Raw genomic sequence first — 22,996 nt, 5'->3', positions numbered from 1 at the left:
GCCGCGGGCCCTAGTGCGCCTCCGGGCGCCAGGGCCTCAGCGCGCCTCCGGGCGCCAGGGCCTCAGCGCCGCCTAGTGGGCCTTCTGCCCCTTCCACAGCGCGTGGCCGAGGTCGCGGTTGAGTCGCGAGATGACCTCGATCGGGACCGACTTGGGGCACACGGCGGCGCACTCACCGATGTTCGTGCAGCCACCGAAGCCCTCGGCGTCGTGCTGGTTCAGCATGGAGACCACGCGGGCGAGGCGCTCGGGCTGGCCCTGCGGGAGCAGGCCCAGGTGGGAGATCTTCGCGCCGGTGAACAGCATGGCGGAGGCGTTCGGGCAGGCGGCGACGCAGGCCCCGCAGCCGATGCAGGCCGCGGCCTCGAAGGCGGCGTCGGCCTTCTCCTTCTGGACGGGCACGGAGTGGGCCTCGGGGGCGCCTCCGGTGTTGACCGAGATGTAGCCGCCGGCCTGGACGATGCGGTCGAGGGCGGAGCGGTCCACCATGAGGTCCTTGAGGATCGGGAAGCCCGTCGAGCGCCAGGGCTCGATGGTGATCGTGGAGCCGTCCTTGAAGGAGGGGTCCTCGGCGAGGTGGCGCATATGCAGCTGGCAGGTGGTGGAGCGGATGGGCCCGTGGGCCTGCCCGTTGATGACGACGCCGCACTGGCCGCAGATGCCCTCGCGGCAGTCGGAGTCGAAGGTGACGGGGTCCTTGCCCTCGGCGAAGAGTTGCTCGTTGAGCAGGTCGAGGACCTCGAGGAAGCTCATGTGCTCCTCGACGCCGGTCATCGAGTACTCCTCGAAGTGGCCCTTGGCGCTCGTGTTCTTCTGGCGCCAGATCTTCAGCTTGATGTTCACTTGTAACTCCGCTGCTTGAGCTCGATGTCCTTGTAGATGAGGTCCTCCTTGTGGAGGATCGGGGGCTGGTTCTCGCCACCCCACTCCCATGCGGCGACGTAGAGGAACTCGTCGTCATGGCGTAGCGCCTCGCCCTCGGGGGTCTGGGACTCGGCCCGGAAGTGCCCGCCGCAGGATTCGCGGCGGTGGAGGGCATCGATGCACATGAGCTCGGCGAGCTCGAAGAAGTCGAGCAGGCGCCCGGCCTTCTCCAGGGCCTGGTTGACCTCCGTGGCCTCACCGGTGACGCGGCCGTCCCTCCAGAACTCCTCCTTGAGGGCGCGGATCTGCTTGATGGCCTCGCGCAGTCCGGCGTCGCGGCGCTCCATGCCGCAGTACTCCCACATGATGCGGCCCAGCGACATGTGGAAGTCGTCCACGCTGCGGGTGCCGCGCAGGGCCATGAGGCGGTTGATGCGGTCCTCGACGGAGGCCTTCGCCTCGGCGATCTCGGGGGCGTTCGGGTCGACCTTGCCCAGGCGGAGCATGTCGGCCAGGTAGTCGTTCATGGTGTCGGGCAGGACGAAGTAGCCATCGGCCAGGCCCTGCATGAGGGCCGAGGCGCCCAGGCGGTTGGCGCCGTGGTCGGAGAAGTTGGCCTCCCCGCCGACGTAGAGACCCGGGATGTTGGACTCCAGGTCGTAGTCAACCCACAGCCCACCCATCGTGTAGTGGACGGCGGGGTAGATGCGCATCGGGACCTCATAGGGGTCGTCGCCGGTGATGCGCTGGTACATCTCGAACAGGTTGCCGTAGCGGGCGGAGACGGCGTCCTTGCCCAGGCGGCCGATGGCCTCGGAGAAGTCGAGGTAGACGCCCCGGCGCATCATGCGCTCGGTGCCGTCAGCGTCCTTCTCCTTGATGGCGGGGCCGACGCCGCGGCCCTCGTCGCACATGTTCTTGGCCTGGCGCGAGGCGATGTCGCGGGGCACGAGGTTGCCGAAGGCCGGGTAGATGCGCTCGAGGTAGTAGTCGCGGTCCTCCTCGGGGATCTGGCGCGGGTCCTTGTCGCAGTCCTCGGCGCGCTTGGGCACCCAGATGCGCCCGTCGTTACGCAGTGACTCGCTCATGAGGGTGAGCTTGGACTGGAAGTCGCCAGACTGCGGGATGCAGGTCGGGTGGATCTGCGTGTAGCAGGGGTTGGCGAAGTAGGCGCCCTTGCGGTGCGCGCGCCAGATGGCGGTGGCGTTGCAGCCCATGGCGTTGGTGGACAGGAAGAAGACGTTCCCGTACCCACCGGTGGCCAGCACGACGGCGTCGGCCAAGTGCGTGGAGATCTCGCCGGTGACCATGTCGCGGGAGACGATGCCGCGTGCCCGGCCATCCACGATGATCAACTCGACCATCTCGTGGCGGCGGAACTCCTTGACCGTACCGGCGTGCACCTGGCGCTCCAGGGCCTGGTAGGCGCCGATGAGGAGCTGCTGGCCGGTCTGGCCGCGGGCGTAGAAGGTGCGGGAGACCTGGACGCCGCCGAAGGAGCGGTTGTCGAGCAGGCCGCCGTACTCGCGGGCGAAGGGGACGCCCTGGGCGACGCACTGGTCGATGATGTTGGCGCTGACCTCGGCCAGGCGGTAGACGTTGTCCTCGCGGGCGCGGTAGTCGCCGCCCTTGACGGTGTCGTAGAAGAGGCGGTGGACGGAGTCGCCGTCGTTGCGGTAGTTCTTCGCGGCGTTGATGCCGCCCTGGGCCGCGATGGAGTGCGCGCGGCGGGCGGAGTCCTGGTAGAAGAAGACCTGGACGTTGTAGCCCTGCTCGCCGAGCGAGGCCGCCGCCGCGCCACCGGCCAGGCCGGAGCCGACGACGATGATGTCGAGCTTGCGGCGGTTGGCGGGGTTGACGAGCTTGGCGTTGAACTTGCGCTGCTCCCAGCGCTGCGCGATCGGGACGTCGTGCGGGGCCTTGGTGTCGGCGATCCGGTCGCCCTCGTAGTAGAGGCCGTCGACGAGCGGCGCCGTCGGGGCGGGGGTCGATGCGGTGGTATTGCTCATGTCTTTCACTTACCCATCCAGTTGATGCCCGCGTTCGCGGCCTCGACGGCGTACTTCGCGGCGTCCATGGGCTCAGGGGTCAGGCCCAGGAGGATCGCGGTGGGCACGCACATGAAGGCGAGGAAGAGCCCGAAGGCGACGATGAACGCGACGAGGCGGACGAAGGGGATGACGTTGCCGCGGATCGCGCCGAGGGTCTGCAGGGCGGACCACACGCCGTGCCACACGTGCAGGCACAGGGCGGCCAGCGCCACCGCGTAGATCAGCCAGACCCACCACAGCTGGAAGCCGTAGTACATGTTCATGTAGGCGCGGCCGTGCTCGTAATGGCCGCCGGGCGTCAGGTGGAGGGTGGTGAACTGCAGGATGTGCCAGATGATGAACAGCAGGAGGATGACGCCGCCCCAGCGCATGGTGCGCATGGCGTAGCGGGAGGCGAAGTACTCCGCGTTGGGCTTCTTCACCGCGTAGGCGTCTTTGCCTCGGGCCTTGACGTTGCGGCTCCACAGGTGGAAGGCGCTGCCGGCGTGGGCCGCGAGGCACGCCAGGAGGGCGACGCGCAGGATCCACAGGAACCCGCCGAAGGGGAGGATCGGGACGAGCAGCTCGCGCAGGAAGTACGCGTAGTGGTCGTAGGCGATCTCACCCTCGAAGTAGTGGGTGTTGCCGTAGGCGTGGAACAGGACGAAGAACAGGAACACGATGCCCGAGACCGCCATCATGCGCTTCATGAAGACTGTCGTCGTCAACGCGCTCCGCTTCTTGGAGGGAACAGTCGCTTTGGTCACGTGACGAGCCTACGGACCCGATGGGACGGATGTTCGGGACCCTTGGGCCCAGAACGTCAGATAAGCCCTCCGACCGCGCGCTTCCAGGCGAAACTCAGGTTGATTCGCCGCCGTGGGGCCCCGGGCGCACCGCCGGAGAGGGCCTGATCACCGCCGGGGGCGCCCGCCATTTCGTTACGCCCGCGTGAAGGAAATAGTGATGGAGATCCTATCGGACGGCGTCCCCGGGCGGCGCACGAGGACGGATCGAACCGGTCAGACCGCTTCCGAGCCCACGGGGCCGACGCCCGCGGGGCGCTCAGCGGCGCCGGTGGTCTGATGACCCGGCTCGCTGAGCGCCAGGCGCATGACGACGGCGTCCTCGATCGGGGCGGAGTAGTAGCGGCGGCGCCGACCGATCAGCGTGAAGCCCCGCGAGAGGTAGAGCGCCTGGGCGGCGTCGTTGGAGGCGCGGGCCTCAAGCAGGACGGCGCCGCAGCCCGCGCCCCGCGCCCGGTCGATCAGGTGGTCGAGCATGGCTCGGGCCAGGCCGAGGCGCCGGGCGCGCGCCGCCGTGGCGATGGTGAGCAGGTCGGCGTCCCCCCGGCCGTCCCCGACCCAGAGCCCCGCGTAGCCCAGGATCGCGCGCGGCGCGTCGGCGCCGTCAGCGCGATCCTCCCCATCTGCGCTGTCCTCGACGACGATGTAGTGGCGGTCGGCCCCCCGGCCCTGAGTGGCGGCGAGCTCAGCGCGCAGCAGCGCCGGGCTCCAGGCCTCGCCCCCAAAGAGCTCGGCCTCAAGGGCGGCGACGGCGTCGAGGTCGCCGGCGCGCATCTCGCGCAGGCGCGCGCCGGTGGGGGCGAGGCGCTCCATGGATCCGGAGGGCATCTGGGGCGCGCGGGCTCAGCCCGCGAGGGCGCGCTTGCGGCCGGTCGGCACCTGGGCGTCCGCCAGGCGCAGATAGAGGGGCTCTGTGCCGAGCTCCTCCCCCCGGGCCAGGCGGGCCAGCGCGATGCGGGCCTGCGCCCCGGCGCTGCCGGAGGCCGGGGCCAGCACGGGGCGGCCGTCCGCGATCTCGGGGTAGAGGACGCACCCCGAGCCGGCGGCGACGGCGGCGGAGCCGAGCCCCGCCAGGCGCTCGGCGGCGGCCAGCGGGGTGGTGACCGCGGGGGCGGCGAGGGGCTCGACGTCGTCGGCACCCCGGGCGCGGTAGGCGGCGCAGTAGACCTCCTTGCGGCGCGCGTCCGTGGCCACGAGGACGGTCGCGGCATCGGCCGCCTCGCGCCCTTGCTCGGCGGTGAGCTCATCGAGGGCCCGGCGGGCGACGGCGTCGAGGCTCGAGACTCCGCACGCGGGGATACGGCGGGCGCGGGCAAGGGCGCGGGCGGTGACCAGGCCGGCGCGCAGGCCGGTGAAGGGCGCGGGGCCGGTGGCGACGACGACGACGTCGAGCGGAGCGCCGTCATCGGGGGCCGCGAGGGCGGCGGCGAGCATCGGCCCGAGCGATTCGGCGTGACGGCGGGAGTCCTCCTGCGCCTGGGCGGACAGGATCCTCAAGGCGCGCGCAGCGCCGTCGGCGGGGGCGTCGGGCTCGGCGTCGCACAGGAGGAGCTGGGTTCCGAGGGATGAGTCGATGGAGAGGATGCGCACGGGGCGAGCCTATCCCCGCCCGCCTCAGGGCTGCTCGGGTGTCCTGGCCATCTCGGGCGTCTTGGTGGTCTCCGGGGCGTCGTCGCCGCGCTTGGCGGGGGCCCGGTCCGGGCGGATGGGTTCGGGCGCCCTCCTCGGCCTGGTCCTGGCAGGGGGCCTCGCGGGGGCGAGGATCCGTCGCTCCCGGCGCACGGTGAGGATGATGAGGAGCAGGCCGATGGCCACGGCGGCGGAAACCTCCGCCTGCTGATGCGCGCTGAGCGAGGAGTCCTCGCCCTTGCCGATGGCGGGGGCGGGGGCGGGGGGCGTCGTCTGGGAGCGCTGGAGGATGGCGGCGGAGTAGTCGCGCAGGGAGATGGGACCGGCGAGCATCGCCTGGGCGCCGTGGGAGGCCGCCCGGACCCGCCCGCCCGACACCAGGTACCAGTCGGTGGACCGCCCGAGGACGATGATCGCGCCCTGGGCCTCCGTGGGGGGCGCCGCGGCCGTGGAGGCGGGCGCGGGGCTGGTCGGATGCGCCCGCGCGGCGGGGGGCGCCTGGGAGGCGCCGGGGGCGGTGGCCCGGCCGGGGGCGGCCTCGACGAGCGCGGCGGCGAGGAGGCCGTCCTCGATGGTGGTCCCCTGGGCCGTGGAGTCGGCGACGATGACGGCGATGGCGCCGACGGGCTCACCGTCGACCAGGATGGGGGCGGCCCAGAGGGCGGCGGCCGGCAGGGGGTCCTCCGGCGCGCTGCCGTCGAGGAAGCCGGTGGACCAGCGGTGGACCTGGACGGGCTCGCCCAGCGCCGCCTGGCCATCGGCGCCGGCCAGGTCGGAGGCCAGGGATGGCCCCTCGGCCTGGAGCCAGGCGCGCGCGATGGCAGCGTCCCCGGGGGCGGGGTCGGGGGCGGCGCGCGGGTCCGGGGCCGATGAGGGGGACGGCGAGGCGGCGGGGGCCTCCGGCGCCTCCGGGCGCGCGGGCAGTGCGAGTGATGCGGGTGATGCGGCGGCCCTGGGGGCGATGAGGCGCGGGGCGGCGAGCGGCGCCAGGGCGATGAGCATGACGATGAGCGCCGGGAGCGCTGCCGGCGCCAGGGGGCGGAGGGCCGCGCGCATCAGCCGACCAGAGCGCCCAGGTCCACGCCGGCCCAGCGCCGCCCATGGGCCTGGATCGTGATGGCGCGGCGCCCGTCGTCGACGCCGTCGAGGTCGAGGACCGGACGGGCTGCGGGATCGGCGGGACTGGCGGGATCGGCGGGATGATCGGGGGCGGAGGATGGGGCGCCGTCGGCCGCGCCATGGGCGCCTTCGGCCGCGCCCCCCGGGGCGGGGAGGCCTCCATGGGGGCGGTCGACGCTGATCTCAAGGCGGTCCTCGGCGAGGCCCTCGACCTTGTTCCGCCCCCACTCGACGAGGGTGACCGAGCGCTCCATGGAGGAGTCGAGGTCGAGGGCGTCAACCTCCTCAAGGCTGGACAGCCGGTAGGCGTCGACGTGGATGAGGTCCGGGCCGTCCCCGAGGGCGGGGTGGGCGCGGGCGATGATGAAGGTGGGCGAGGAGACGCGGCCGCGCACATCCATGGCGGCACCGATCCCCTGGGCGAGGGTGGTCTTGCCCGCCCCGAGCCCGCCGGTGAGGAGCACGAGGTCACCGGCTCTGAGCAGGGACGCAAGGCGCGCACCGAGGGCGCGGGTGGCCTCCGCATCGGCCGTGCTCACCACGATCTGGCGCGGGCTGTCTGACATCGCGGGTCCTCTCAACTGGAGATGGCAGATCAGACTCTATCCTCCCAGCCAACTCCCAGATAAACCCGGGGCACGCGCGCGCCGAGACGGGTAACGATCTCATAGTTGATGGTGCCGCATGCGCCGGCCCACTCGTCCGCCGTCGGGATGCCCGCCGGATCAGCGCCATCGCCCCACAGGACGGCGGTGTCACCGGCACGGGCCGGGGGCTCATCCCCGGCGGGGCCATCGGCGGGGGCCGCGGGCCCGAGGTCGATGACCACCTGGTCCATGCACACGCGGCCCACGATCCTGGCGTGGATCGGGGGCGGGGCAGTGCCGGCCGATGGGCCGGCCTCAGCGCTGGCCGATGGGCCGACCGGGGAGGGGATCACCGTGACGGGGGCGCCGAGGGCCGCGCGCGGGATGCCGTCGGCGTAGCCAAGGGGGACCAGGCCGACCCAGCGGCTCGTGGGGGCGGTCCAGGTGCCGCCGTAGGAGACCGCTTGCCCCGCGGGGATGCGCTTGACGAGCGTTAAGGGGGCTTCCAGGCGCATGGCGGGTCGCAGCCCGAGCCCCGCGCTGGTGGCGACGGCGGGGTCGGGCGAGAGCCCGTAGAGCCCGATGCCCGCGCGCACGAGGTCGAGGCGCGCCTCGGGGTGCCACAGCAGCCCGCCCGTGGCCGCGAGGTGGCGGACCACCGGCGAGAGCCCCGCCGCGGTGACGACGGCGTCGGCGGCGCGGAAGCGGGCCAGGTGGTCCTCGGTGGAACCGGAGTCGGGCTCGTCGGCGCGCGAGAGGTGGGACCACAGGCCGACGACGGCGAGGCGCCCCGCGCGCTCGGCCTGGGCGAGGGCGGATGCCAGCGCGGGGAGTTCGCCGTCGGTCGCGCCGCCGCGAGACATGCCGGTGTCGGCCTTGAGATGGACGCGGGCGGCGCGCCCCTCGGCGTCGGCGGCGGCCGCGATGGCGCGGGCCTGGTCGGGGGTGGAGACGGACAGGTCGAGGTCGGCGGCGATCGCTGCGCGCAGGGGGGACCCCGGGGCGGCGGCGCCCTCGGGGGTGAGGACGGGGGCGAGCCAGGTGAGGATGCGCGGCGCGTCCGGCGTGGGCAGTGAGCGGGGCGCGGGGCGCGCGATGCCGGTGGCGTCGAGGAGGGAACGCAGGTGGAGCGCCTCGGCGAGCTGGGCGACGCCGAGCCAGGTGGCGCCGGCGCCGAGGCAGGCGCGCGCGACGGGCTCCAGGCCGTGCCCATAGGCGTCGGCTTTGACGACGGCCATCCAGGCTGTGCCGGCGGCCCGGGCGAGGACGGCGGCGTTGTGGGCGATGGCGCCGAGGTCGATGACGGCCCGGGAGGTGGTGGCGGGGATCGGCGGTGCGGTGGAAGCTGTTGTGGCGCTCACGCCGTGATTCTCCCACTCCCCCACCCCACCCCCTTTCACCGAGCCCGGTCGAAAATAGGAGCGAGCCCGGTCCGCGGACCGGTCTCGCTCCTATTTTCGACCGGTCTCGGCGTAGGGGGAGGGCGGGTTTAGCGCCGGGGGCCCTGGGCGCGGAGGCGCTGCCGGGCACGAGGGAGGTGCTCAGCGACGTCGAGGGCCGCGATGGGGCGGCCCTCACTCCCCCTCCCCAGCCCCTCCCCGCTGGCCAGGCGGCCGGCGTCGGCGTGGAGGCGCACGGCCGCGGCCGCCGCGAGCGCGACCGCGTCCCCCAGGGGCAGGCCCGCCGCACCGATGCCGGGCTCACCGCGCTGATGGCCCTCACCGCGCTCGCGATCGGCGCGCACGGCCGCTAGCACCGCCCCGAGGGCTCCCGCGAGAACGTCCCCGCTGCCCGCCGTCGCCAACCAGCCCGGCCCGGCGTCGAGCGAGAGCAGAGGCCCGCCGCCGGGGCGCGCGATAAGCGCGGGCACGGCTTTGAGGATCACCGTCGCCCCGGTCGCCTCGGCGAGCCCGCGCGCGGCCGAAGCGGGGGCGGCCTCGACCTCCTCGCGCGTCGTCGGCTGCCCGAGGCCGCTGAGGAGGGCGGCGGCCTCTCCCGCGTGAGGCGTGAGGACATGCTCTGGGCCGCAGACGAGCCCCTCGGCGATCAGATCGGGCAGGAGCCCGAGCGCCCCGGCATCGATCACCGCCCACTGGCGCTCGCCGCCGCCCCGGCGCAGCGCGGCGCGCAAGACGCCGCGCAATTCCTCGGCCCGGGGCTGATCGGCACGATGGGTGCCCGGACCGACAACGATCGCCTGGCACCGCCCAGTCGCGGGGACCGCCTCGGGGCGGGAGGCGAGGACGAGGTCGACGGCCCGCCTGGGCGCCTGGATCCGGGCCATGCCGGCCCCTGCCCGGATGGCGCCGCTGACGGCGAGGACCGCGGCCCCGGGATAGGCCTCGCTCCCCGCGTGGAGGCCGACGACGCCGCGCGTGTACTTGTGGTCGGCGGCGCCGGGGGCGCGCAGGAGCGCGGCGAGCAGCGCCGGATCGGGGGCCAGGGCGAGGGGCTCGCTCCCAGCCGGCACCGGCAATCCGAGATCGACGACGTCCACGCGCCCGCTCAGGGGCGCCGCGGGCGGCAGGAGGTGAGCGCCGCGCGGGCAGGTGAAGGTGACGGTGCGGTCGGCGGCGAGCACGGGGCCCGGCAGGGCGCCGTCGTCCACGCCGACGCCGGACGGGACGTCCACGGCGATGACCCGGAACGCCCGCTCCTCGGGCGCGCCCGCGGCGATGAGGGGCGCGATGAGAGCAGCGGCGGGCGGGCGCAGGGGCCCGCTGGCGCCGATGCCGGTGAGCCCGTCGATGACGAGGTCAGCCGCGACGCCGCCGCCGACGGGCGAGGGGGTGGGAGCGACCGCGACCCCGGCGGCGCGGGCCCGGCTCAGCGCCGCCCCGTGCGGGTGGTCGGTGGCCAGTTGGGCCTCCACGCGGGCGCCGCGGCGAGCGAGGAGGGCCCCGGCGAGGAGGGCGTCGCCTCCGTTGTGCCCACCGCCGGCCAGGACGAGGACTCGACTGTCGGCGACCGCGCCGCGCGACTCGCGCAGCTCGGCGAGGCAGGCGCTGGCGACGGCGTGGGCGGCCCGCCGCATGTACTGGTCGGTGCCGGCGGTCAGCGGCGCCTCGGCCCGCGCGATGGCCCGAGCCGGGTGGGCGGCGCGGCGGGCGAGCGTGCCGGTGGTCGCGGGCTCGGCGGCTTCGGGGACGCGGGCGTCGCTCGTGGCAGTGGTCATGGCGGTGGCGCGCTCCTCCTCACTCCACGGTGACGGACTTGGCCAGGTTCCTGGGCTGGTCGATGTCCAGTCCCTTGGCGCCGGCGAGCGCGGCAGCGAAGATCTGCAGCGGAACCACGGTGAGCAGCGGCGCCATGAGGGTGGGGGTGGCGGGGATGCGGATGATGTGGTCGGCGAAGGCGTCGACGGCGTCGTCCCCCTCCTCGGCCACCACGATGGTGCGCGCGCCGCGAGCGCGGATCTCCTGGATGTTGGACAGGACCTTGTCGTGCAGGGTGGGGCGGCGCGGGGTGGGCACGATGACGAAGACCGGCAGCCCCTCCTCAACCAGGGCGATGGGCCCGTGCTTGAGCTCTCCCGCCGCGAAGCCCTCGGCGTGGACGTAGGCGAGCTCCTTGAGCTTGAGCGCACCCTCGAGCGCCACCGGGAATCCCACATGGCGGCCCAGGAACAGGAAGGAGGAGCGGTCCGCGAGCTCGGCGCCCAGCGCCCGCACGGCGCTCTCCTGCTCATCGAGGATCCACTGGACCTTGTCGGGCATCTCGCCGAGCTTGGCGAGGTAGTCGGCCACCTCGTCGGGCCACTTGTGGCCGCGCAGCTGCGCCAGGTAGAGGCCCAGCAGGTAGCAGGCGGTGATCTGGGCGAGGAAGGCCTTCGTGGAGGCCACCGCGACCTCGGGCCCGGCGTGGGTGTAGAGCACGGCGTCGGCCTCGCGGGCGATGGTGGAGCCGTAGGTGTTGACGATGGCGAGCACGCGACTGCCCTGCTCGCGGGCGTGGCGGATGGCCTGGATGGTGTCCATGGTCTCCCCGGACTGGGAGATCGCCACGGTGAGGGTCTTCTCGCTCACGACGGCGTCACGGTAGCGGAACTCGTGGGCGAGCTCGATCTCCACCGGCACGCGGCACCAGTGCTCGATGGCGTACTTCGCGACATGACCGGCGTAGGCGGCGGTGCCGCAGGCGATGACGATGATCTTGTCGACGCTGCGCAGGACCGCGGGGTCGATGCGCATCTCGTCGAGCTGGATCTCGCCGCGCTCGTCCACCCGTCCGCGCAGGGTGTCGGCGACGGCGGCGGGCTGATCGTGGATCTCCTTGTCCATGAAGGTCTCGTAGCCGCCCTTGACGGCCGCGGAGGCGTCCCAGGTGACCTCCCAGGTCTTGGGCTCCACGACGACGCCGTCCTTGTCCCACACGGTGACCGAGTCGGGGCGCAGGAGGAGGATCTGATCGTCGTCGACCTCGGCGGCGCGGGAGGTGAAGGCCACGAAGGCGGCGACGTCGGAGCCCAGGAAGTTCTCGCCGTCGCCCAGGCCGATGACCAGCGGGCTGGAGCGGCGGGCGGCGACGATCGCCTCGGGCGCCAGGGGGGTGACGGCCAGGAGCGCGAAGGCGCCTTCGAGGCGCTCGGTGACAGCGCGCATGGACTCCACGAGGACCCGCGCGGGATCGGCCGAGGGATCGGCGGCGGTCGCCTCGGCCAGGCGGGCGGTGAAGTCCATGTCGAGGATGTGGGCGGCGATCTCGGTGTCCGTGTCGGACAGGAGCGGGCGGCCCGCCTCCTCGACCTCGGCGCGCAGGGCCCGGAAGTTCTCGATGATGCCGTTGTGGACGACGGCGATGTTGCCGGCGCGGTGCGGGTGGGCGTTCTCCGTCGTCGGCCCGCCGTGGGTGGCCCAGCGGGTGTGGCCGATGCCGGCGGTGGCGGGGGCGGGCGGCTCGGCCGCGATGGCGGCGCGGAGGTTCTCGAGTTTGCCCGCCGCCTTGGCGACCTGCATCCCGGATGGGCCGACGAGGGCGACGCCGGCGGAGTCGTAGCCGCGGTACTCCAGGCGGCCCAGGCCGTCGAGGAGGACGGATAGGGTGCGCCCCTCCGCCTCCGGGGTCGCGGCGGAGGAGATGACGGGGGCGAGGGGGCGGACATGCCCGACGATTCCACACATGGGGTGATCGAATCATGAGTGGAGCGCTCAGGAAAGCGTCATCCGCCGGGTCTTCTGTGATTCACGGCAATCGACTGCGCGGTCCTGCGCGCGAGCTTGACGCATGCGTCAGACTTGGGCAGTGACCTCCTCGCACTCCCCTTACATCGAGCTGTCGCGCGAGCAGTGGAGGGCCCTGGCCTCCTCCACTCCCCTGCCCCTGACGCAGGACGACGTCGTCAAGCTCCGCGGCCTGGGAGACCCCACGGACCTCACGGAGGTCGACGCCGTCTACCGCCCCCTGACCGCGATCCTTCAGGACTACATCCTGACCTCCCGGGAGCGGGCCCGCCGCATTGCCGAGCTCCTGGGCGTCGATGCCCGCCCCACGCCCTTCGTCATCGCGGTGGCCGGATCGGTCGCGGTCGGCAAGTCGACGGCGGCCCGCCTCATCGCCCACCTCCTGGCCCGCTTCCCGGGCACCCCTCGCGTGGACCTGGTGACCACCGATGGCTTCCTCCTGAGCAACGCCGAGCTGGAGGCGCGCGGGCTCATGTCACGCAAGGGCTTCCCCGAGTCCTACGACCGGCGCGCGCTCGTGGACTTCGTGGCTGCGGTGAAATCCGGGGCGCCCCGCGTGGAGGCCCCCGTCTACTCCCACCAGGTCTACGACATCGTGCCCGGCCGCAGCGTCGTCGTCGAGAGGCCCGACGTCCTGGTGCTGGAGGGGCTCAACGTGCTCCAGCCCGCGCCGAGGGGGCGCGCGGCCGCGGAGCACCCCGATGAGCCGGGGGGCCACCCGATGGGCTCGGTGCTGGCGGTGTCGGACTTCATCGACTTCTCGATCTACGTTGACGCCGATCCCGCCGATATCCGCCGCTGGTACCTGGAGCGCTTCCTCACCCTCAAGCGCACTGCCTTCAATGACCCGGACTCCTACTTCCAGCGCTTCGCGTCGATCCCCGATGACATCGCCCTGACGGCGGCCAGTGGGATCTGGGAGACGGTCAACTTGGTGAATCTGCGGGAGAACATCGCCCCTACCCGCGGGCGGGCGACCCTCGTGCTGGTCAAGGGATCCGATCACCACATGCGCCGCGTGCTGCTGCGCAAATCGTGAGCGCGTCGGGTGCGGGGGCCCCGGCCGGCTGACCGGGGCCCCTCCCCTTCGCCTTGGGTTGGCTCAGAGCGCGAGTCGCTCCTTGACGACGCCGGCGAGGCGGCCGGCGACGGCGTCGGCCCGCTCCTGGGTGGCGGCCTCCACCATGACCCGCACGAGGGGCTCGGTGCCGGACGGGCGCAGGAGGACCCGCCCGGTGTCGCCGAGTTCGGCCTCAGCGGCGGCGACGGCGTCCTGGACGCCCTGGTCCGTGCCCGCGGCGCCCTTGTCCACCCCCTTGACGTTGATGAGGGTCTGGGGAAGGCGGGTGACGACGCTGGCGAGCTCGGCGAGGCTCTTGCCGCTGCGCTTGACGCGGGCGGCGATGTGCAGGGAGGTGAGCACGCCGTCACCGGTGGTGGCGTGGACGGTGTCGATGACGTGGCCGGACTGCTCGCCGCCGAGCGTGTAGCCGCCGGCGAGCATCTTCTCCAGGACGTAGCGGTCGCCGACGCCGGTCTGGACGGTGCGGATCCCGTGGTCGCGCATGGCCAGGATGAGGCCCAGGTTGCTCATGACGGTGACCACGAGGGTGTCGGAGCCGAGCGTGCCGTCGGCCTTCATGCCCAGCGCGAGCAGGCCCATGATCTGGTCGCCGTCGACGAGGTTGCCGCGGGCGTCCACGGCGAGGCAGCGGTCGGCGTCGCCGTCGTAGGCCACGCCCATGTCCGCGCCCACGGCGGGCACGTAGCGCTGGAGCTGCTCGGGGTGGGTGGATCCGCAGTCGGCGTTGATGTTGAGGCCGTCCGGGGAGGCATTGATGACGATCACCTCGGCGCCCGCGGCACGCAGGGCGGCGGGGCCCACGGCGCTGGCGGCCCCGTTGGAGGCGTCGACGACGATCCGCAGGCCCGACAGGTCCGTGGCCACGGAGTCGACGAGGTGGTTGATGTAGTTCTGGTCGGCGACCGTCTCTCCCTTGATGACCCGGCCGACGTCAGCGCCGGTGGGGCGGGCCTCGACGCCCCCGAGCAGCGCCTCGATCTCATCCTCGACGGCGTCCTCGAGCTTGTAGCCGCCGCGGGCGAAGAACTTGATGCCGTTGTCGGGGAAGGGGTTGTGGGAGGCGGAGATCATCACGCCCAGATCGATGTCCTGGGTGGCGGTCAGGTGGGCGATCGCCGGGGTGGGCAGGACTCCGACCCGGGTGACGTCCACGCCGGAGGAGGCCAGGCCCGCGCTGATGGCGTGGTCGAGGAACTCGCCCGAGGCCCGGGTGTCGCGCCCGACGATCGCGCGGGGCCGGGCGCCGCGGGAGCGCGCGCGGGCCTCCTTAGTCAGCACGCGGGCGGCGGCCTCGCCGAGCTGGACGGCGAGGGCGGGGGTGAGCAGGTCGTTGGCCAGGCCCCGAACGCCGTCGGTGCCGAAGAGTCGTGCCATGGATGGGCTCCTCTCGTGTCTGGATTCCGAGGAGCATCCTCCCACTGTCCGCCGCCTCGCGCACCGGCAACGACGCCGTCAGTGCTCTCGCGCATGACGAGCGCCGCCCCGTCGGCCTCGCATAAGAGCGGGCGGACGGGGCGGCGTCGTCGGCGTGGGGGCGGCGGCGCGGGGCCACCGACCCGGACCGGATCAGCGCTTGGAGTACTGCGGGGCGCGGCGGGCCTTGTGCAGACCGGCCTTCTTGCGCTCGACGATGCGGGCGTCGCGGGTCAGGAAGCCGGCCTTCTTGAGGGCCGGGCGGTTGGCCTCGCGGTCAATCTCGTTGAGGGCGCGGGCGATGCCCAGGCGCAGGGCGCCGGCCTGGCCGGAGACGCCACCGCCGTGGATGCGGGCCACGACGTCGAAGCGGCCCTCGAGGTCGAGGATGGTGAAGGGGGCGCGCACGAGCTGCTGGTGCAGCTTGTTGGGGAAGTAGTCCTCCAAAGTGCGGCCATTGAGCGTCCACTTGCCGGTGCCGGGGACGAGCCGGACGCGGGCGACGGCCTCCTTGCGGCGGCCAAGGCCGGCCCCGGGGGCGGTGATGGACTGCCCGCGGCCCTCCACAGAGGTGCCGCCGGTCTCGGTGGTGTAGCTGGAGGGGGCGTTCTCCTCATCCAGCGCGTCGATGTCGACAGTGGTCTCAGCCACGATGTGTCCTTTGCTTGTCGCGGGTTGCCGAGCGCTGGAGCGCTTACTGGGCGACCTGGGTGATCTCGAAAGCCTGCGGGTTCTGCGAGGCGTGCGGGTGCTCGGGGCCGGCGTACACCTTGAGCTTCTTGAGCTGGGCGCGGCCGAGCTTGGTGTGAGGCACCATGCCCTTGATGGCCTTCTCGACGGCGCGCTCGGGGCGCGTCGCCAGCAGGTCGCGGTAGGAGACGGCCGTCAGACCACCCGGGTAGCCGGAGTGTCGGTAGGCGAACTTGCGGTCGGCCTTGCCGTTGGTGAGGGCCACCTTGTCGGCGTTGATGATGACGACGTAGTCACCGCAGTCGGCGTTGGGCGTGAACTGCGGCTTGTGCTTCCCACGGAGCAGGTTCGCGGCCTGAGCCGCGAGGCGGCCGAGAACGACGTCGGTGGCGTCAATGACGTACCAGTTCTTCTCGACGTCGCCGGGCTTCGGTGTGTACGTGCGCACGGGCGTTGCCTTCGTTTCTCTTGGCGAGCGGTCACGTCGACGAGCGTTGAAGCGTCGCTGTTCGACGGGACCGCCATGGTCAGGTGAGGTGGTCGGAGCACTCGCGCCCCGGGGCGAGTGGGATGGCACCGCGGTGGCGCGTTCAGCGTGCTGCACGACGGTTGCCCACACTACCGGCGCTTGTTAGGGGGGGTCAAAAGGAGGGGCCGCGCTGCCGCCGTGAATCCCGCCACGCCCCCGCCCGCCCGTCCGTCCCCCTCACCGAGACCGGTCGTTATCACAAGCGAGACCGGTCGTTATCACGATCGAGACCGGTCGCGCTTCCACAGCCCGACCGGGATGGAGCGAGCCTCGCCGCCCCTGAGGACGGTGAACCGGTCTCGGTCCTGTTTTCGACCGGTCTCGGTCCTGTTTTCAACCGGTCTCGGCGCAGGGGGCGGGGAGGGACCGCAGGGCCCTGGCGCGCTCAGCCCGGGCGGCCAGCCCGTCATCCGCGGGGTAGCTCACCCGCTCCAGAGTCAGGCCATGGGCGGGGGCGACCGGCGCCGCCGCGTCCCGGCTCGCGCTCAGGAGGATCCGCGCGGGCCAGTCCTCGCCCCTGCGCCCCTGGCCGACGGCGAGGCAGGCGCCCACGAGGGAGCGCACCATCGAGTGGCAGAAGGCGTCGGCGACGACGTCGAGCACCACCAGGCCCTCATCGGCCCCCTCGCGGCCGGTGGCGCCAGCGGGGACGCGCGACCATTCCAGGCGCTTGAGCGTCCGGATCGTGGTGGCGCCCTCCCGGGGCTTGCAGTAGCCGAGGAAGTCGTGCTCGCCAAGCAATGGCGCGGCGGCGCGGCGCATGGCCCCGACGTCGAGGGCCTCGGGGATCCACAGCACGCTCCCCCGCCGCCAGGGGTCCCGCGACCCGGCCGCGGGGCCGCCATCGGCGATCCGGTAGCGGTAGGCGCGCTCGGTGGCGGAGAAGCGCGCGTCAAAGCCCTCGGGGGCCTCGCGAGCCCCGCTCACGACGATGTCGCTCGTCCCCCTGGGCGCGGTCCCACCTCTCGCGCTAGCGGCGCTCTCGCGCGCCTCGCGGGCCAGGACACCGGCCAGCCGGGTGAGCAGCGCCTGCCCGGGCGCCCGGTCGGAGCGGCCGGGGAGCGCCCGCCAGGCCGCCGGGGCGACATCGAAGTGCGCGACCTGGGCCGCGGCGTGAACGCCCGCGTCCGTCCGCCCCGCGACGGTCAGCCGCACGGGGACGCGCAGCACCGTGCCGAGCGCCTCGGTGAGCACCCCCTCCACGGTGCGCAGGCCCGGTTGCGCGGCCCAGCCCGCGAATCCCGCGCCGTCATAGGCCAGATCCAGCCGCACACGCACCAGCGCGTCGTCGCCGCTTAGCTCCTTGGACTCCTCCATGCCCCTATTCGACCACGGCGCGAGCGCTTCCCGAGCAGGCCGCCCCACCGCCCCGGCCCCGGCCCCGGCCCCGGCCCCGACCCCGGCCAACTCGGGGCGTCGTCCCTACCTTGGCGGTAGCGTCGTCCCCGTGAGCACGAATCCCGGGGCCCCGAGCCAGGCGAGCCAAGCGAGTCATCCCAGTCCTTCCTCAGTGACCACGTTGTCCGTCGACTGCGGGGGCGGCGGCATCAAGGCCTCCGTCCTCGACGCCGAGGGGACCATCTGCTCTCGCGCCGTGCGCACGCCCACCCCCTACCCGCTCCCCCCGTCGAAGTTGGTCGAGACGATTGCCGGCCTCGCCGAGCAGCTGCCCCGGGCCGACCGGGTGACGGTGGGGATGCCGGGGATGATCCGCCACGGCGTCGTCGTCGCCACCCCGCACTACATCACGAAGGACGGCCCGCGCTCCAAGGTGCTCCCCGAGCTCGCCGAGGCGTGGCACCGCTTCGACATGGGCGCGGCCATCGCGCAGCGCCTCGGCCTGCCCTCGCTCATCCTCAATGACGCGGAGGTCGCCGGCGCCGGAGTCGTCACCGGCCACGGCCTTGAGATGATCGTGACCCTGGGGACGGGCCTGGGAAACGCGGTCTTCGACAACGGCGTCCTGGCCCCGCATGTCGAGGTCTCCCAGGGCCCCGTCCGCTGGGGGCTCACCTACGACGACTACATCGGTGAGCACGAGAGGCTGCGCCTGGGCGACGCCCATTGGTCGCGCAGGGTGCGCCACGTCGTCGACGGCCTGCGCCCCATGTACCTGTGGGACCGCCTTTACCTCGGGGGCGGTAACTCCCGGAGGATCACGGCACTCCAGCTCACCCGCATGGGCGACGACGTCGTCGTGGTGCCCAATGAGGCGGGGATGACCGGCGGGGCGCGCTGCTGGACCATGGCTCGCCCCTGAGCCCAACCGCGCCCGGCGGCTCCCGCGCCCGGCGGGCGGGCCCCTCGGCCGGACCGCCCGCCCGAGGGCCCGCCCATCGGCGCAGGCACAAGGGCCCGCCCATCGCCGCAGGCATGAGAACCCGCTCGCCAGAGCAAACGCGAGGGGCCCACCCGGATGATCCGGGTGGGCCCCTCGTCTCAGTCCGGGTCAGTTCTCACTGGCCGGGACCGGGTGTGGATCAGGCGCGGCGTCCGCGACGAACCAGGACGACGCCGCCGCCGATGACGGCGCCCGCGATGAGCGCCGGCACCAGGATGCTGGCACCGGTCTTGGCCAGCGAGGGCTTCGACGTCGGCTGGCTGTTAGCCGGGGCCGCGGGAACGGCGTGGCTCTTGGGGGCCTGGGTGCCGAGCTGCTGCGGGCCGGGCGCCGCGGCAGCGGCCTGAGTGGTGGCCGGGGCGGTGGGGGCGGCAGGGTCCTTCGGGGCCTGGGGGCCGGGCTGCTGCGGGGTGACCCGCGGAGCGGCGGCCTGGGTGGTGGCCGGGACGGTGGGCAGCGCGGGGTCGGAGGGCGCCGCGCTCTCAGAGGCCGACGGCGTCGGGGCCGGCACCGTGGTCTCGGGGGCGGACGGCGCCGCAGACGGCGTGGCGCTCTCAGAGGCCGACGGCGTCGGAGCCGGCGTCGCACTCTCGGAAGCCGACGGCGCCGCGGACGGCGTCACGCTCTGGGAAGCCGACGGCGTCGGAGCCGGCGTCGCGCTCTGGGAAGCGGACGGCGTCGGGGCCGGCGTGGTCGTCTTGGGGCTCGGCGCCGGGGCGGGGTTCTTGCCGCCGAGCGCGTTGCCGGAGCCGGCCTCGGTGGCGGTGATGCCGCTGCGCGAGTAGGTCTGGCCGTTCACCGTGGCGGTGTTGGCCTGGGCGGCCTTCGTGGGCTCGGTCGTGGTGTAGAAGCGGACGCGGCACACCGCCTCAGCGGAGGGGGCGTCGAACTCGACCTGCTCCTGGGGCCAGCCGGGGGCGACCTTCACGTTGGCCACGCCCTTGCCCTCCTGCCAGGAGCCGGTGGTGCACAGGACGGAGTTGGCGACGTAGGTGGCGCCCGGGTCCTTGACGACCCAGTGGGTGTTCTTGGCGCCGCCGGTGTTCTGGGCGCGCACCTCCCACATGAAGACGTACTTGCCCTGGTCGTTGACGCCGTTGAACCAGCCGGACTTGAAGGGGTTGGGCTCGGGGTAGTTGGGCTTGACGCCGTCGCAGCCGGTGTCGCAGGTGCCGTCGCCGTTGGAGTCGCCGAAGACGATGGGCGCGGTGGTCGGGCCCACCTTGACGGTGCTCTGCTTGAGGCCGATGCCCTTGTTGTTGATCTGGGCCTGAGCGATGAGGGTGCCGTTGGTGAGCTTGTCCCACTTCTCCGCGCCGGCGGTCAGGGTGCAGGTCATGTCCTGAGAGCCGACGGTGAACGTGCAGTTGCCGACGTCGGAGCCGTTCTGGTCGAGGAGGTCAAAGCCGAGCGATCCGGACCACTCCAGGCCGTCGCCGAGCTTGACGGTGAAGGAGTTCCCGGCCTTGGGGGCGGTGGCCTCCCACTTGGCCTGGAGGCTCACCTTGTCCCAGGCCTCGACGGCGACGCCGTTGACCGGGCGCTGGCGGGCCTCGGAGGTGACCTTGACGTCGGTCACCTTGATGTTGTCGGAATCAGCGGCTTGAGCTTGCGTGCTCACGGCGGCGGGAACGAAGGCGCCTGCGGCGACGAGCGCGCCGGCGGCCAGAGCGGAAGACCGTCTCATGACTCTCCTCGTGCGAATAAGGGACTGGTTGGCTGATCTGGGCACACCGCGCCTTAGACGCGGTCACATGTCCAAACTAACGGATTCAGAGGCGGATGTCTCGCCCACGTCACGGAATAACTGGCGAATCACATCCCCGTCACGTAGTCGCGCGCCACCGCAGGTCAGCGAGATTCCGCGAAATAATGGAGGGCTGGGGACCTCACGGACCCCAGCCCTCCATGTCTATGCGACACGAATCACATTCGTGCGCCTCAGGCGTCGACCTTCTGCGCGGCCGCCCCACCGGCGGGAGCGAAGCCGGCAGCCTCGGCCTCCTCCACGGTGGCAAACCAGACCTCGGCGACCGTGGCGTCGTACCAGCGCGAGCCGGGGACGTGGTACTTCATCGAGTCCTCGTTGCCCTTGATGCGGTGCTCGTCGTCGGGAGCGTCGGCGGAGCCCTCGTCGACGCGGACGGCGCCGGCGAACGCGACCTTCTCAGTCTTCGCGCCAGCCTCCTTCGCGGCGGGGGCCTCGGTCTTGGCGTCCGCGGCCTCATCACCCTTGGCCTCGGCGACGGCGTCCTGCGCGGCCTTCTTCGCGGCGGACTTGGCGGTCTTGACCGCGTCCTCGACGACGGCCTTCTTGGCCACCGGCTCAAGCACGAGGGAGATGACGGCCATGGGGGCGTTGTCACCCTTGCGGGGGGCGGTCTTGATGATGCGGGTGTAGCCGCCGTCGCGGCCCTCCATCTTCGGGGCGATCTCCTCGAAGAGACGGTACACGGCGTACTTGTCCGTGATCTTCTTCATCACGGTGCGGCGGGCGTGAAGGTCCCCGCGCTTGCCCTTGGTGATGAGCTTCTCGGCGTAGGGGCGCAGGCGGCGGGCGCGGGCCTCCGTCGTCGTGATGGACTCGTGGATGAAGAGCTGCCGGGCGAGGTTGGCCAGCAGGTGGCGCTCGTGCTGGGCGGAGCCGCCCAGGCGGGGTCCCTTGGTGGGGCGAGGCATTGTTGTCTCCTAGATCGTGACGAGCCTGGGCTCAGGCCTGCTCGTCGCTGAAGGTGGGGTTGGTGTAGTCGTCCTCGGCGAGGTAATCGAGGGGGGATCCCTTGAGGGACAGGCCCAGCTCGGCAAGCTTGTCCTTGATCTCGGAGATCGACTTGGCACCGAAGTTGCGGATGTCGAGCAGGTCCGCCTCGCTGCGCGAGACGAGCTCGCCGACCGTGTGGATGCCCTCGCGCTTGAGGGCGTTGGAGGAGCGCGCCTGGAGGTCCAGTTCATCGATCATGAGGGCGAGGTCCTGCTGGAGGGCCTGGTCCATGGGCGACGGGCCCACCTCGATGCCCTCGGCCTCGACGTTGAGCTCGCGGGCCAGGCCGAAGAGCTCGACGAGGGTCTTGCCCGCCGAGGCGAGCGCGTCACGGGGCGTGATGGAGGCCTTCGTCTCAACGTCGACGATGAGTCGGTCGAAGTCGGTGCGCTGCTCGACACGGGTGGCCTCGACGGCGTAGGAGACCTTCTTGACCGGCGAGTAGATGGAGTCGACCGGGATCCGGGAGATCTCCGCGTTCGGGTCCTTGTTCTGGTTGGCCGAGACGTAGCCGCGGCCGCGCTCGACGGTCAGCTCGATCTCCAACTTGCCCTTCTCGTTGAGGGTCGCGATGACCAACTCGGGGTTGTGGACCTCGACGCCGGCGGGCGGGGTGATGTCACCGGCGGTGACGGCTCCCGGGCCGGACTTGCGCAGGTACATGACGACCGGCTCATCGTTCTCACTGGAGAGGACGATCTCCTTGATGTTGAGGATGATCTGGGCGACATCCTCCTTGACCCCGGGGATCGTGCGGAACTCGTGGGGGACCCCGTCGATGCGCACGGAGGTGACCGCCGCGCCCGGGATGGACGACAGCAGTGTGCGGCGCAGGGAGTTGCCCAGTGTGTAGCCGAAGCCGGGCTCGAGGGGCTCGATGATGAACCGCGCGCGGCGGTTCTCCTCGACGACCTCCTCGGTGAGAGTGGGACGCTGTGCGATGAGCACTGTCGGTTTCCTTTCGTCGCGGCGCCCGCTATATGACGCCGTTCCTCATGGTTGTCGCCGCTGGGCCCTCAGCTGCCGGGGCGGCGGCCCCGCGCGGCGGGGCGATTCACGGGCCGACGGCGCCCGCCGCGCTGGGAGGCGGGCGCCGTCGGACCGGTCGTCTCAGACGCGGCGACGCTTCGGGGGGCGGCAGCCGTTGTGCGCCTGGGGGGTGACGTCCGTGATGGAGCCAACCTCAAGACCGGCGGCCTGGAGGGAGCGGATCGCGGTCTCACGGCCGGAGCCGGGGCCCTTGACGAAGACGTCGACCTTCTTCATGCCGTGCTCCTGGGCTCGGCGCGCGGCAGCCTCGGCAGCGAGCTGGGCGGCGTAGGGAGTCGACTTGCGGGAGCCCTTGAAGCCGACCTGGCCGGAGGAGGCCCAGGCGATGACGGCGCCCTGCGGGTCCGTGAGGGACACGATGGTGTTGTTGAAGGTGGACTTGATGTAGGCGTTGCCGTGAGTGACGTTCTTCCGGTCCTTACGACGCGGCTTGCGCACGGCGGTGCGGGTCTTCGGAGGCATTCTTCCTTCTTCTTCTCAAGATCGGGTCGCGCGGTGGGCATCGGCGCCCGGACCGCGGCTCAACTGCTTACTTGGCCTTCTTCTTGCCGGCCACGGTGCGCTTGGGGCCCTTGCGGGTGCGCGCGTTGGTCTTGGTGCGCTGGCCGTGCACCGGGAGGTGACGGCGGTGGCGCAGACCCTGGTAGCAGCCGATCTCGACCTTGCGACGGATGTCGGCCTGCACCTCGCGGCGCAGATCGCCCTCCACCCGGTAGTTGGAGTCGATGTGGCCGCGCAGGGCCACGAGCTCGTCCTCGGTGAGGTCCTTGACGCGAGTGTCGGGGTTGACCCCCGTTGCCTTGAGGGTCTCGTCCGCGCGGGTGCGGCCGATCCCGAAGATGTAGGTAAGCGCGACCTCGACCCGCTTCTCGCGGGGGAGGTCGACGCCGGAAATGCGTGCCACGGTGGTGGT

General features: G+C 72.4%; 21 protein-coding genes. 2 read left to right on the top strand and 19 right to left on the bottom strand.

The window, feature by feature from the left end; all coding sequences use genetic code 11:
• Positions 1 to 72: 72 nt before the first annotated feature.
• The 10 genes from GVV76_RS06325 to glmS all read right to left on the bottom strand — a co-directional run bounded on the left by GVV76_RS06325 (position 73) and on the right by glmS (position 12,155).
• Positions 73 to 843: a succinate dehydrogenase/fumarate reductase iron-sulfur subunit gene (locus GVV76_RS06325; RefSeq protein ID WP_159524531.1), complete on the bottom strand. Its 771-nt coding sequence runs from the start codon at positions 841 to 843 to the stop codon at positions 73 to 75.
• Positions 840 to 2,873 (bottom strand): fumarate reductase/succinate dehydrogenase flavoprotein subunit, encoded by a 2,034-nt coding sequence (locus GVV76_RS06320; RefSeq protein WP_159524532.1) that lies wholly within the window; start codon positions 2,871 to 2,873, stop codon positions 840 to 842. The genes GVV76_RS06325 and GVV76_RS06320 overlap by 4 nt, the downstream gene beginning before the upstream one ends.
• A 5-nt stretch (positions 2,874 to 2,878) precedes the next feature.
• Entirely contained in the window at positions 2,879 to 3,604 is a 726-nt protein-coding gene (locus GVV76_RS06315) for a succinate dehydrogenase cytochrome b subunit (protein WP_201291030.1), read from the bottom strand.
• A gap of 312 nt (positions 3,605 to 3,916) precedes the next feature.
• Complete coding sequence (locus GVV76_RS06310) at positions 3,917 to 4,528, bottom strand: GNAT family N-acetyltransferase (protein ID WP_236263248.1); 612 nt, start codon at positions 4,526 to 4,528, stop codon at positions 3,917 to 3,919.
• A gap of 15 nt (positions 4,529 to 4,543) precedes the next feature.
• Complete coding sequence (gene tsaB, locus GVV76_RS06305; RefSeq protein ID WP_159625764.1) at positions 4,544 to 5,290, bottom strand: tRNA (adenosine(37)-N6)-threonylcarbamoyltransferase complex dimerization subunit type 1 TsaB; 747 nt, start codon at positions 5,288 to 5,290, stop codon at positions 4,544 to 4,546.
• A 24-nt stretch (positions 5,291 to 5,314) separates the two neighbouring features.
• Positions 5,315 to 6,385, bottom strand: coding sequence for a hypothetical protein (locus GVV76_RS06300; protein ID WP_159524535.1), 1,071 nt, complete (start codon positions 6,383 to 6,385; stop codon positions 5,315 to 5,317).
• On the bottom strand, positions 6,385 to 7,014 hold the full coding sequence (tsaE, locus tag GVV76_RS06295; RefSeq protein ID WP_159625762.1) for a tRNA (adenosine(37)-N6)-threonylcarbamoyltransferase complex ATPase subunit type 1 TsaE: 630 nt from the start codon (positions 7,012 to 7,014) through the stop codon (positions 6,385 to 6,387). Before tsaE ends, GVV76_RS06300 begins: the two co-directional genes overlap by 1 nt.
• A 29-nt stretch (positions 7,015 to 7,043) precedes the next feature.
• Positions 7,044 to 8,396, bottom strand: a complete 1,353-nt coding sequence (locus GVV76_RS06290) for an alanine racemase (RefSeq protein WP_159625760.1) — start codon at positions 8,394 to 8,396, stop codon at positions 7,044 to 7,046.
• A gap of 128 nt (positions 8,397 to 8,524) precedes the next feature.
• Positions 8,525 to 10,210 (bottom strand): bifunctional ADP-dependent NAD(P)H-hydrate dehydratase/NAD(P)H-hydrate epimerase, encoded by a 1,686-nt coding sequence (locus GVV76_RS06285; RefSeq protein ID WP_159625758.1) that lies wholly within the window; start codon positions 10,208 to 10,210, stop codon positions 8,525 to 8,527.
• Between the two features lie 19 nt (positions 10,211 to 10,229).
• A complete protein-coding gene (gene glmS, locus GVV76_RS06280; protein ID WP_159625756.1) occupies positions 10,230 to 12,155 on the bottom strand; it encodes a glutamine--fructose-6-phosphate transaminase (isomerizing) in 1,926 nt (641 codons plus the stop codon).
• Positions 12,156 to 12,276: 121 nt separating this feature from the next.
• Between glmS and coaA the strand changes: the two genes are divergently transcribed.
• The gene (gene coaA / locus GVV76_RS06275; RefSeq protein WP_159524070.1) at positions 12,277 to 13,254 is read left to right on the top strand and encodes a type I pantothenate kinase; all 978 of its coding nucleotides are present in this window, start codon (positions 12,277 to 12,279) and stop codon (positions 13,252 to 13,254) included.
• A gap of 63 nt (positions 13,255 to 13,317) precedes the next feature.
• On the opposite strand, the gene glmM is transcribed toward coaA, so the two are convergent.
• The 4 genes from glmM to GVV76_RS06255 all read right to left on the bottom strand — a co-directional run bounded on the left by glmM (position 13,318) and on the right by GVV76_RS06255 (position 17,248).
• A complete protein-coding gene (gene glmM / locus GVV76_RS06270; protein WP_159524071.1) occupies positions 13,318 to 14,673 on the bottom strand; it encodes a phosphoglucosamine mutase in 1,356 nt (451 codons plus the stop codon).
• A 192-nt stretch (positions 14,674 to 14,865) separates the two neighbouring features.
• A complete protein-coding gene (gene rpsI, locus GVV76_RS06265; RefSeq protein ID WP_159625754.1) occupies positions 14,866 to 15,363 on the bottom strand; it encodes a 30S ribosomal protein S9 in 498 nt (165 codons plus the stop codon).
• Between the two features lie 43 nt (positions 15,364 to 15,406).
• Positions 15,407 to 15,850, bottom strand: a complete 444-nt coding sequence (gene rplM / locus GVV76_RS06260; protein WP_017177291.1) for a 50S ribosomal protein L13 — start codon at positions 15,848 to 15,850, stop codon at positions 15,407 to 15,409.
• Positions 15,851 to 16,264: 414 nt separating this feature from the next.
• On the bottom strand, positions 16,265 to 17,248 hold the full coding sequence (locus GVV76_RS06255; RefSeq protein WP_159625752.1) for a tRNA pseudouridine synthase A: 984 nt from the start codon (positions 17,246 to 17,248) through the stop codon (positions 16,265 to 16,267).
• Between the two features lie 193 nt (positions 17,249 to 17,441).
• On the opposite strand from GVV76_RS06255, the gene GVV76_RS06250 reads away from it, so the two are divergent.
• Positions 17,442 to 18,191, top strand: coding sequence for an ROK family protein (locus GVV76_RS06250; RefSeq protein ID WP_159524087.1), 750 nt, complete (start codon positions 17,442 to 17,444; stop codon positions 18,189 to 18,191).
• Positions 18,192 to 18,411: 220 nt separating this feature from the next.
• Here GVV76_RS06250 and GVV76_RS06245 read toward each other — a convergent pair whose 3' ends face one another.
• From GVV76_RS06245 to rpsM, 5 genes are all read right to left on the bottom strand, one after another.
• Positions 18,412 to 19,959 (bottom strand): Ig-like domain-containing protein, encoded by a 1,548-nt coding sequence (locus tag GVV76_RS06245; protein ID WP_159625750.1) that lies wholly within the window; start codon positions 19,957 to 19,959, stop codon positions 18,412 to 18,414.
• 254 nt (positions 19,960 to 20,213) lie between these two features.
• Complete coding sequence (rplQ, locus tag GVV76_RS06240) at positions 20,214 to 20,951, bottom strand: 50S ribosomal protein L17, sunset domain variant (RefSeq protein ID WP_159625748.1); 738 nt, start codon at positions 20,949 to 20,951, stop codon at positions 20,214 to 20,216.
• 31 nt (positions 20,952 to 20,982) lie between these two features.
• Positions 20,983 to 21,981 (bottom strand): DNA-directed RNA polymerase subunit alpha, encoded by a 999-nt coding sequence (locus tag GVV76_RS06235; RefSeq protein ID WP_080461926.1) that lies wholly within the window; start codon positions 21,979 to 21,981, stop codon positions 20,983 to 20,985.
• Between the two features lie 162 nt (positions 21,982 to 22,143).
• Positions 22,144 to 22,545, bottom strand: coding sequence for a 30S ribosomal protein S11 (gene rpsK, locus GVV76_RS06230; RefSeq protein ID WP_159524076.1), 402 nt, complete (start codon positions 22,543 to 22,545; stop codon positions 22,144 to 22,146).
• Positions 22,546 to 22,612: 67 nt separating this feature from the next.
• The gene (gene rpsM, locus GVV76_RS06225; RefSeq protein WP_159524077.1) at positions 22,613 to 22,987 is read right to left on the bottom strand and encodes a 30S ribosomal protein S13; all 375 of its coding nucleotides are present in this window, start codon (positions 22,985 to 22,987) and stop codon (positions 22,613 to 22,615) included.
• Positions 22,988 to 22,996: the final 9 nt, after the last annotated feature.

The organism is Actinomyces sp. zg296 (genome assembly GCF_009829695.1).
Taxonomy (GTDB): domain Bacteria; phylum Actinomycetota; class Actinomycetes; order Actinomycetales; family Actinomycetaceae; genus Actinomyces; species Actinomyces marmotae.
The sequence above is the reverse complement of the archived record's forward strand: the minus strand, read 5'-3'. Positions and strand labels throughout refer to the sequence as shown.

What these genes read in the sequence shown, in the direction of transcription:
- GVV76_RS06320 (WP_159524532.1), bottom strand. Translation starts at nt 2,873, where the DNA reads ATGAGCAATACCACCGCATCGACCCCCGCCCCGACGGCGCCGCTCGTC.
- GVV76_RS06315 (WP_201291030.1), bottom strand. Translation starts at nt 3,604, where the DNA reads ATGAAGCGCATGATGGCGGTCTCGGGCATCGTGTTCCTGTTCTTCGTC.
- GVV76_RS06310 (WP_236263248.1), bottom strand. Translation starts at nt 4,528, where the DNA reads ATGCCCTCCGGATCCATGGAGCGCCTCGCCCCCACCGGCGCGCGCCTG.
- GVV76_RS06300 (WP_159524535.1), bottom strand. Translation starts at nt 6,385, where the DNA reads ATGCGCGCGGCCCTCCGCCCCCTGGCGCCGGCAGCGCTCCCGGCGCTC.
- tsaE (WP_159625762.1), bottom strand. Translation starts at nt 7,014, where the DNA reads ATGTCAGACAGCCCGCGCCAGATCGTGGTGAGCACGGCCGATGCGGAG.
- GVV76_RS06285 (WP_159625758.1), bottom strand. Translation starts at nt 10,210, where the DNA reads ATGACCACTGCCACGAGCGACGCCCGCGTCCCCGAAGCCGCCGAGCCC.
- glmS (WP_159625756.1), bottom strand. Translation starts at nt 12,155, where the DNA reads ATGTGTGGAATCGTCGGGCATGTCCGCCCCCTCGCCCCCGTCATCTCC.
- glmM (WP_159524071.1), bottom strand. Translation starts at nt 14,673, where the DNA reads ATGGCACGACTCTTCGGCACCGACGGCGTTCGGGGCCTGGCCAACGAC.
- GVV76_RS06255 (WP_159625752.1), bottom strand. Translation starts at nt 17,248, where the DNA reads ATGGAGGAGTCCAAGGAGCTAAGCGGCGACGACGCGCTGGTGCGTGTG.
- GVV76_RS06245 (WP_159625750.1), bottom strand. Translation starts at nt 19,959, where the DNA reads ATGAGACGGTCTTCCGCTCTGGCCGCCGGCGCGCTCGTCGCCGCAGGC.
- rplQ (WP_159625748.1), bottom strand. Translation starts at nt 20,951, where the DNA reads ATGCCTCGCCCCACCAAGGGACCCCGCCTGGGCGGCTCCGCCCAGCAC.
- rpsK (WP_159524076.1), bottom strand. Translation starts at nt 22,545, where the DNA reads ATGCCTCCGAAGACCCGCACCGCCGTGCGCAAGCCGCGTCGTAAGGAC.